Origin of the sequence: Caldimonas sp., assembly GCF_046289365.1 — a bacterium.
In the GTDB taxonomy this organism is placed as follows: Bacteria; Pseudomonadota; Gammaproteobacteria; order Burkholderiales; family Burkholderiaceae_C; genus Caldimonas.
In genome coordinates this window covers 1-7,608 of the sequence record NZ_JBKBVU010000148.1, presented here as the reverse complement: position 1 = coordinate 7,608, position 7,608 = coordinate 1, and the positions used below count along the sequence as shown (strand labels likewise).

General features: G+C 69.9%; 4 protein-coding genes and 1 tRNA gene. 1 reads left to right on the top strand and 4 read right to left on the bottom strand.

The features are described from left to right. Positions 1-979, bottom strand: a 979-nt coding sequence (locus tag ACK42S_RS13265) for a DnaJ C-terminal domain-containing protein (protein WP_409708289.1), incomplete at its 3' end; no start/stop codon positions are given. A gap of 189 nt (positions 980-1,168) precedes the next feature. Here ACK42S_RS13265 and ACK42S_RS13260 point away from each other — a divergent pair. Next, positions 1,169-1,256, top strand: a tRNA-Ser gene (locus tag ACK42S_RS13260). 43 nt (positions 1,257-1,299) lie between these two features. Here ACK42S_RS13260 and ACK42S_RS13255 read toward each other — a convergent pair. The 3 genes from ACK42S_RS13255 to ACK42S_RS13245 all read right to left on the bottom strand — a co-directional run. After that, the gene (locus ACK42S_RS13255) at positions 1,300-3,150 is read right to left on the bottom strand and encodes a diguanylate cyclase (RefSeq protein WP_409708286.1); all 1,851 of its coding nucleotides are present in this window, start codon (positions 3,148-3,150) and stop codon (positions 1,300-1,302) included. Between the two features lie 12 nt (positions 3,151-3,162). After that, positions 3,163-5,403 (bottom strand): EAL domain-containing protein, encoded by a 2,241-nt coding sequence (locus ACK42S_RS13250; RefSeq protein ID WP_409708283.1) that lies wholly within the window; start codon positions 5,401-5,403, stop codon positions 3,163-3,165. Between the two features lie 8 nt (positions 5,404-5,411). Beyond that, a partial coding sequence (locus tag ACK42S_RS13245; RefSeq protein ID WP_409708280.1) for a response regulator occupies positions 5,412-7,608 on the bottom strand: 2,197 nt, incomplete at its 5' end.

The following is a 7,608-nucleotide window of genomic DNA, read 5'->3' as shown; positions in this document are numbered from 1 at the left end:
ATGGGCGGTTCCCTCCGGATTCGGCGTCGGCCGCGGCTTGCCGGCGCGCATCGAACTCGGGCAGCGCCGCGGCCATCTGCTCGTAGAGCTGCCGCGCCTTCGGATGGTGGGCGCTGGGCAGGACGACGCGCACCACCAGCTCCAGGTCGCCGGGCGGACTCGACGGCAGCCCCTGGCCGCGCACGGTCAGTCGCTGTCCGCTCTGCGCCCCGGCCGGCACCCGCACGCGCAGGGTGTGGCCGTCGGGCAGGGCCAGGGGCACCACGGCGCCGAGAGCCGCTTCCCAGGGCGCCACCGGCAACTCGGTCACCAGGGTGCTGCCATCCAGGCGGAAACGCGGGTCGGGCCGGAACTGCACTTCGAGGTAGAGGTCGCCCGCCGGTGCCCCTCCGCGGCCAGGCCCCCCCTGCCCGGCCAGGCGGATCAACTGGCCCGGCCGTACCCCGCGCGGGATCTGCACCTGCAGGGTGCGGGCAGCCAGCCGCACCCGGCCGTCAGCATCGAGCTGCGGGCTGCGCAAGGTGATCTCCCGCCGCGCGCCCTGCCAGGCGTCGGCCAGATCGAGCACGATGCGGGCATGGTGGTCCTCGCCCCGGGCGCCCGAGGGGCGGGCGCCACGCGGGGCAGCGCGTGCGCCCATCCTCCCGAACAGCTCGGCGAAGAAGTCGCTGAAGTCGCCAAGGTCGGCGCCTTCGAAACCTTCGGTGCTGAACTCGAAACCGTCATCCCAGTCCGGCGGCGGGGTGAAGGGCTCACCGGCCCGGTGGCCGGCGCCCACGGCATCGTAGGCGGCCCGCCGCTGCGGGTCGGACAGCACCGCATAGGCCTCGTTGACCTCGCTCATGCGCGATGCCGCATCCGGCTCCCGGCTGACGTCGGGGTGGTACTTGCGCGCCAGGCGCCGGTAAGCCTGCTTGATCTGGTCGGCGGTGGCGTCGCGCGGCACGCCCAGCACTTGGTAGTAGTCCTTGAACTGCACCATTGGTCTTCTCCGCACCCCGACAAGTGACGGCCGCCGGCCGCCGTTTCAAGCCCCTGCCGCCCCTTCCTGGCGCTGCCAGGCAGGTAAACTTCGGTTCTTGCCATGATCGTCGGCGCAAGACGCTGGCAGGGGCTTGACGCGGATCAAGTCCCGCAGAGTCTTGGGGCGGCACATCGGAATAGATAAGGAAGCGTGGCAGAGTGGTCGATTGCACCGGTCTTGAAAACCGGCAACGGGCAACCGTTCGTGAGTTCGAATCTCACCGCTTCCGCCATTGAAGGCCACGGCCGGCGTGCAACGCCGGTCGCAGGGTGCGTTCACGCCACACACGTGCGGTTCTTGCCCGTGCGCTTGGCTTCGTAGAGCGCCTCGTCCGCGCGGTCCAGGGTTTCTTCGAGGCGTTCGCCCGGGCGGAACACCGTGACGCCGGCTGAGAAGGTGACGAAGACCTGGCGCTCGTCGTGCATGAAGAAGTTGGCCGACAGCGTGCGCTGCAGCCGGGTGAGCACGACGCGGGCCTCCTCGGCGGTGGTCTGGGGCAGCAGCACGACGAACTCCTCGCCGCCGTAGCGCGCCACGGTGTCCATGGGGCGCAGCGCCTGCTTCACATGAGTGGCCAGGAACTTGAGCGCCTCGTCGCCGGTCTGGTGTCCCAGGGTGTCGTTGAGCTTCTTGAAGTTGTCGATGTCCAGCAGGCCCACGGCGAGTTCGCCCCCTTGTCGCTGCATGCGCGCGTGCTCGACCTCGAAGGCCTGGATCAGGCCGCGGCGGTTGGCGATCTCGGTGAGCGGGTCGGTGGAGACCTCGGTCGACAGACGCTGCAACTCGGCCTCGAGTTCACGCACGCGCTGCTGCAGGGCTTCGGCCTGGGCGTGTTCGCTGCGCAACTGCTCGTGGGTGTCGTGCACCGCGGTCTGCACGCTGCGGGTGTCCTCCACCAGTTCCTTCACGACACCGGCCAGGCTCTCGAGGGTGTCGGCCTGTTCGATGACCTGCACATACCGGTCCATGCGGTCCTGGAAGCGCCCGGTGTGCGCACCGAGTTCGCCGATGCGCTGGACCATGCTGTTGATGAGCTGCTTGATCATGTCGCGCGAGCGGGCGCGCTCGGCCTTGATCTCGCCTTGGCGGCTGCGGGTGGCTTGCAGCAGGTGGCTGACCGAACGCACCGTGCGGGCGGTGAGCCCCTCGCGCAGCCGCTCGCGCATCAGGCTGGCCTGGCCCTGGACCCAACTGCCGTCTTCGGCCAGCTCGCCCAGGCTGGCGCTGAGTTCGTCGCACAGGCCGCGCAACTGGTCGGTGAGGTGGGCGCGGTGTTCGAGCAGGCGCCGGGCATCGCCGGCCCAGCCGCGCCAGTCGTCGGCCAGGTCCTCGTCGGGCAGTTCGGCCAACGGCGCCAGCAGGTCGCCCAGCCGGGCGCGCAGGCGCAGGCAGCGGGGGTCGTCCTCGGGCAGGGCCGCCGCGATGGCCTGGGCCAGGTCGGCGACCACCTCGGACCAGCGACGGTCCAGGCCCTCGGGCCCGCTGGAGGTGCCGGCATCGGCCGGGCCGTCCAGCGGCGCCGGCTGGGTGGGTGGGGCCGTGCCGCGCGCCAGGGCCTCGGCCAGCACCGGGTCGTCGCCCAGGGCCGGTGTGTCGCCGGCGCCGTCGCTGTCCCAGCCGGCCACGAGCTGCTGCAGGCGCTGTTGCAGGCGCGCCGGATCGCCCCGGCTGGCCGCCAGCACACGCTGCAGACTGTCCTTCTTGCGCGCGCTGGTCCACAGCCGGCCGCCGCGCTCCACCCCTTTGACCAGGCGCTGGATCAGGCTGGCCCAGGCCTGGGCGTCGCCGCCGCCTTCGGGGATTTCGGTCAGCCAGCGTTCGGCCTGCTCGTAGCGCCCCTGGGCCAGGGCCTCCAGCAACGGGGCATGGCCGCCCGGCAGACGCTGGGCCAGGCGCTCGATCAGGCGCTGCACGGCCGGCGGCAGGGCCGGCGCGCCCGGAGGTTCACCAGCCTCGATGCGGTAGGCGCGCTGGTAGTTCTCGGGTGTGGGCTCCAGCCGGTCCAGCGCCAGCCGGCGCAGCGCCGCCTTGGCGATCTGGGCCGGGGTCTGGACGGCCCCCAGCGGGGCGGGCTGGGTGGCGTTGCCGGACGGGCGTGGATCGGGAGACGATGGCAGGGAGCTCATGGGGCAAGGGCCTCAGGAGGCCACCCGGGGGGACCCGGGCCGGGCGGCGCCTGGGGCCGTCACGGCGGCCTCGGGGTCTGGCATCCAGACGGCCCGGCGCGGCAGCACGGTGTGGCGCAGCCACTGTTCGAGCTCGGCCGCCGGCAAGGGGCGGCTGAAGAGATAGCCCTGCATGGTGCTGCAGCCCAGACGGCTGAGCACTTCCATCTGCAGCATGGTCTCGACCCCCTCGGCGATCACCCGCAGGTTCAGTGAGCGGGCCAGCGCGATGATGGCGGTGACCACCGCGGCGCTTTCGGCACGCACGCCAAGCTCACGCACGAAGGAGCGGTCGATCTTGAGTTCGCCGATGGGCAGCGTGGTGAGGTAGGCCAGCGAGGAATAGCCGGTGCCGAAGTCATCGATGGAGATCTCCAGGCCGAGCTGGTTGAGCCGGCGCAGCCAGGGCATGACGTTCTGCAAGTCTTTCATCAGCCCGGTTTCGGTGATCTCGAGCTGCAAACAGCAGGGGCTGGCCTGCAGTTCCTGCAGCGAGGTCTGGATGCTCTCGACGAGGTCGGTGCGCAGGAACATGCGGCTGGGCAGGTTGACGGCCACGGGCAGGTCCGTGCCGAGCGACTGCTGCCAACGGCAGGCTTGGCCGATGGCCTCTTTGATTGCCCAGTAGCTCATCGGGACGATCAGGCCGGTCTCCTCGGCCAGGGGAATGAAGTCGGCCGGCGAGATGAGCTGGTCGCCGCGCTGCCAGCGCATCAGGGCCTCGGCCCCGATCATGGCGCCCGTGGCCACGTCGACCTTGGGCTGGTAGTGCAGCACCAGTTCGCCGCGCTCCAGGGCCTTGTGCAGGGCCGACTCGAGTTCGAGTTTGGCCCGCCCCATGCCGGCGAGCTGTGGAGAGTAGACGCTGCAGGCGTTGCGCCCCTGGTTCTTGGCGGCATACATGGCCACGTCGGAGTTGCGCTGCAGGTCAGCCACCGTGGTCCCGTCGCGCGGGAACAGCGCCACGCCCACGCTGGCCGTGACGAAGCATTCCTGGCCGCCCACCAGCACCGGCTCACGCAGGGCCTCGAGGATGCGATGGGCCACGCGCTCGGCGTCACTCTCGCTGCCCACCTCGGGCAGCAGGGCGACGAATTCGTCGCCGCCCAGGCGGCCCACCGCCTCCAGCGTGCGATGGGCCCGCGAACCCAGGGCATCCAGCGGGGCGTCGATGACCTGGTCGGAATGACGCACGCAGGCGCGCAGCCGCCGTGCCACCTCGACCAGCAGGTCGTCCCCCGCGGCGTGGCCGAGGGTGTCGTTGATGATCTTGAAGCGGTCGAGGTCGATCAGCAGGAAGCCGACCTGGTGGTGCAACTGCTTGGCATGCTCGATCGCACGCTCGGCCCGCCAGATGATCTGGCGGCGGTTGGGCAATCCGGTGAGCGAGTCGAAGTTGGCCAGGTGCTTGATCTTGTCCTCGGCGATGCGGCGGTCGGTGACGTCCTGGACGATGCCGTTGTACAGGCTGAGGTTGCCGTGTTCGTCGAATTCGGGCTCGGCCTCGACGTGCACGATGCGCTGGCGACCGTCGGCGAGGTGGACGGGCACGTCGGTGCACAGCACGGTGTTGTGGCGCAGCACCTCGCGCAAGATGGCCAGGAAGCCTTTGCGCTCCTCGTGCGGGATCATGTGCAGCACTTCACGCATGCCCAGTGCATCGCCCGGGCCCATGCCGAAGACCCGCAGCCCTTCGACCGAGAAGCTCAGGGTGCCTTTGTCGACATGCCAGTCGAAGCTGCCCATGCGGGCCAGGTCCTGCGCGCGGGCGAGCTGGGCCTTGCTGCGCTCCAGGGCCTGGCGTGTGCGGGCCGAGCGCAGCAGGTAGCGCAGACGGCCGGCCAGCAGGCTCCATTGGTTGGACTTGACGAAGAAGTCCGTGGCGCCGGCCTCGTAGGCGCGGGTGATGGAGGCATCGTCGTCCAGCCCGGTGAGCATGAGCACCGGAATGGCATGGAAACCCGGCGTGGCACGCAATTCCCGGCAGGTCTGGAAGCCGTCCATGCCGGGCATGATGGCGTCGAGCACGATGATGTCGGGCGACCAGTCGGCCAGCATGCGCAGGGCCTTCTCGCCGCTGGAGGCCTCGGTGATGGCAAAACCGCGCTCGCGCAGGGCGATCGAGGTCAGCAGGAGGTTGACCTCGTCGTCGTCGACCAGGAGCACCTTGGGTTGCTCCAGGTCGATGTCGTCGGCGAACGGCGAATAGCTCATGGTGCGGTTCAGGCGTCGCGCAAATAGGCGTTCAGGCTGGCGAGCACACGGTCGGATTCCTCACGCACGGCGGCCATCCGCTCGTCCAGCGGTTCTGCGCCGCCGCCACGGATCACTGCCTCGATCTCGGCGCATTGGGCCGACAGCTTCAGGGCCCCCACGCTGGCGCACGAGGATTTCAGCGTGTGGGCCGTCAGCCGGATTGTCGCCAGATCCTGCACTTCGTGCGCTTCCACCATTTGGGGGATGAGGCGCTGCAGCGAGGCCTCGAAGGTGCGGAACAGCCGGTCCAGAAGCTGGTTGTCTCCCTTGGGATCGAGCTCGCGCAGGCGCTGCACGGCCTGGGGGTCGAAGACGTCGGGATCCGGGTTGCGCATGGCGGTCTCCGCAGCAGGGGCAGAAGAAGGCGGGGGCGGGGCGTCGGGTGCAATGCCGGCCAGCGGCTCGGCCTCGGGCAGCCAGCGCGCCAGCACGGCCAGGAGCTGATTCTGACGGAAGGGTTTGGAGAGGTAGTCGTTGAAGCCTTGGTCCAGGAAACGCTCCTCGTCGCCCCCCAGCGCATTGGCCGTGACGGCCACCACCGGGGTCTGCGGCGGCGTGAGGAACGCGAATCGCCCACCAGGGCCCTTCCGGAACCATTGCAGGGTGTCCACGCCGTCCATGCCGGGCATCTGGATGTCCATGAGCACGAGGTCGAAGCGATGTTCGCACAAGGCATGCAAGCCTTCCAGCCCCGAGGCCGCCACCTGGACCTGGCAGCCCAGGCGGCGCAGCATCTGCTGGATGACCTCCTGGTTGACGGGGTTGTCCTCGACGACGAGCACGCGGTGCGGGAAGCGGGGCTCGGGCGCGCTGGAGCGGGCCGGCGTGGCTGACACGCCCAGGATGGCCTGGCGCAGCTCGGCCTTGCGCACCGGCTTGGTCAGGAAGCGCTGGAAGCCCGCCTCGTGCGCTACCCGCACATCGTCCGGCGAGGACACCGATGACAGCAAGATGAGCTTGGTGGTCGTGCCGGCCGGATGCTGACGCAAGCGGCGTGCGAACTGCACACCGTTGAGACGAGGCATCTGCATGTCCACCAGCGCCAGGTCGAAGCGTCGGCCGGCGCGGTGCTCGCGCTCGACGAGGTCGAGGGCCGCCAGGCCGTCCACCGCAACGCCCACCTGCAGGCCCCAGGCGCCCAGCATGTTCTCGAGCACGGCACGGTTCGTCTCGTGGTCCTCGACGACCAGCACGCGCAGCGCGGGCATGTCCAGCGCGTCGAGCTCGGCCGCGGCGTTCGAGAAGGGCGAGACACTGACGGGCACGCGGAAGCTGAATGTGGAGCCCCGGCCCGGCTGGCTGTGCACGTCGATGCGACCGCCCATCAGCTCGACAAGCTGGCGGGAGATCGCCAGGCCCAGCCCGGTGCCACCATAGCGCTTGGTGGTGCTGCTGTTGGCTTGCGTGAACGGGCTGAACAGGCGCGGCAGCACCTCGGGCTCGATGCCGATGCCGGTGTCGCGGACGATGAATTCCAGTTCCACCCTGCGCTCATCGGCCGCCCCGTCCGAAGCGCCGCCCGGTGTCTCGTGGCTCAGCAGGTCGACCACGACCTCGCCGGACTCGGTGAATTTGATCGCGTTGGCCACCAGGTTGGTGAGCACCTGACGCAGCCGCAGAGGGTCGCCGTGGACCAGGGGTGGCACCCCCGCGGCCTCGCGGAAGCTGAGCTCCAGGCGCTTCTCGTGGGCGCGCGGGGCCAGCAGCTCCAAGGTGTCCTCCACCACCGAGCGCAGCACGAAGTCGGTGCCGGCCAGCTCCATCTTGCCGGCCTCGATGCGCGAGAAGTCGAGGATGTCGTTGATGATCTCCAGCAGGTTTTCGCCTGAGCGGTAGACCGCCTGCGCGAAGCGGCGCTGCGTGTCCGTCAGCGCGGTGCCCAGCAGCAGCTCGGTCATGCCGAGGATGCCGTTCATCGGCGTGCGGATCTCATGGCTCATGTTGGCCATGAACTGGCTCTTGGCCAGGCTGGCCGCCTCGGCCTGGTCGCGTGCGCGCTGCAGCTCTGCCTCGCGCTCGTGCTCGACGGTGACGTCGGTGCTGATGCCGTAGACGCAGATACTTCCATCGGCGCGGCGCCGGCTGCGGGTGCGGGTGCGCAGCCAACGCCGGCCGCGATCGGGGTGGTGCACGCGGTGCCACACACCGGTGGGATGCAGCTGC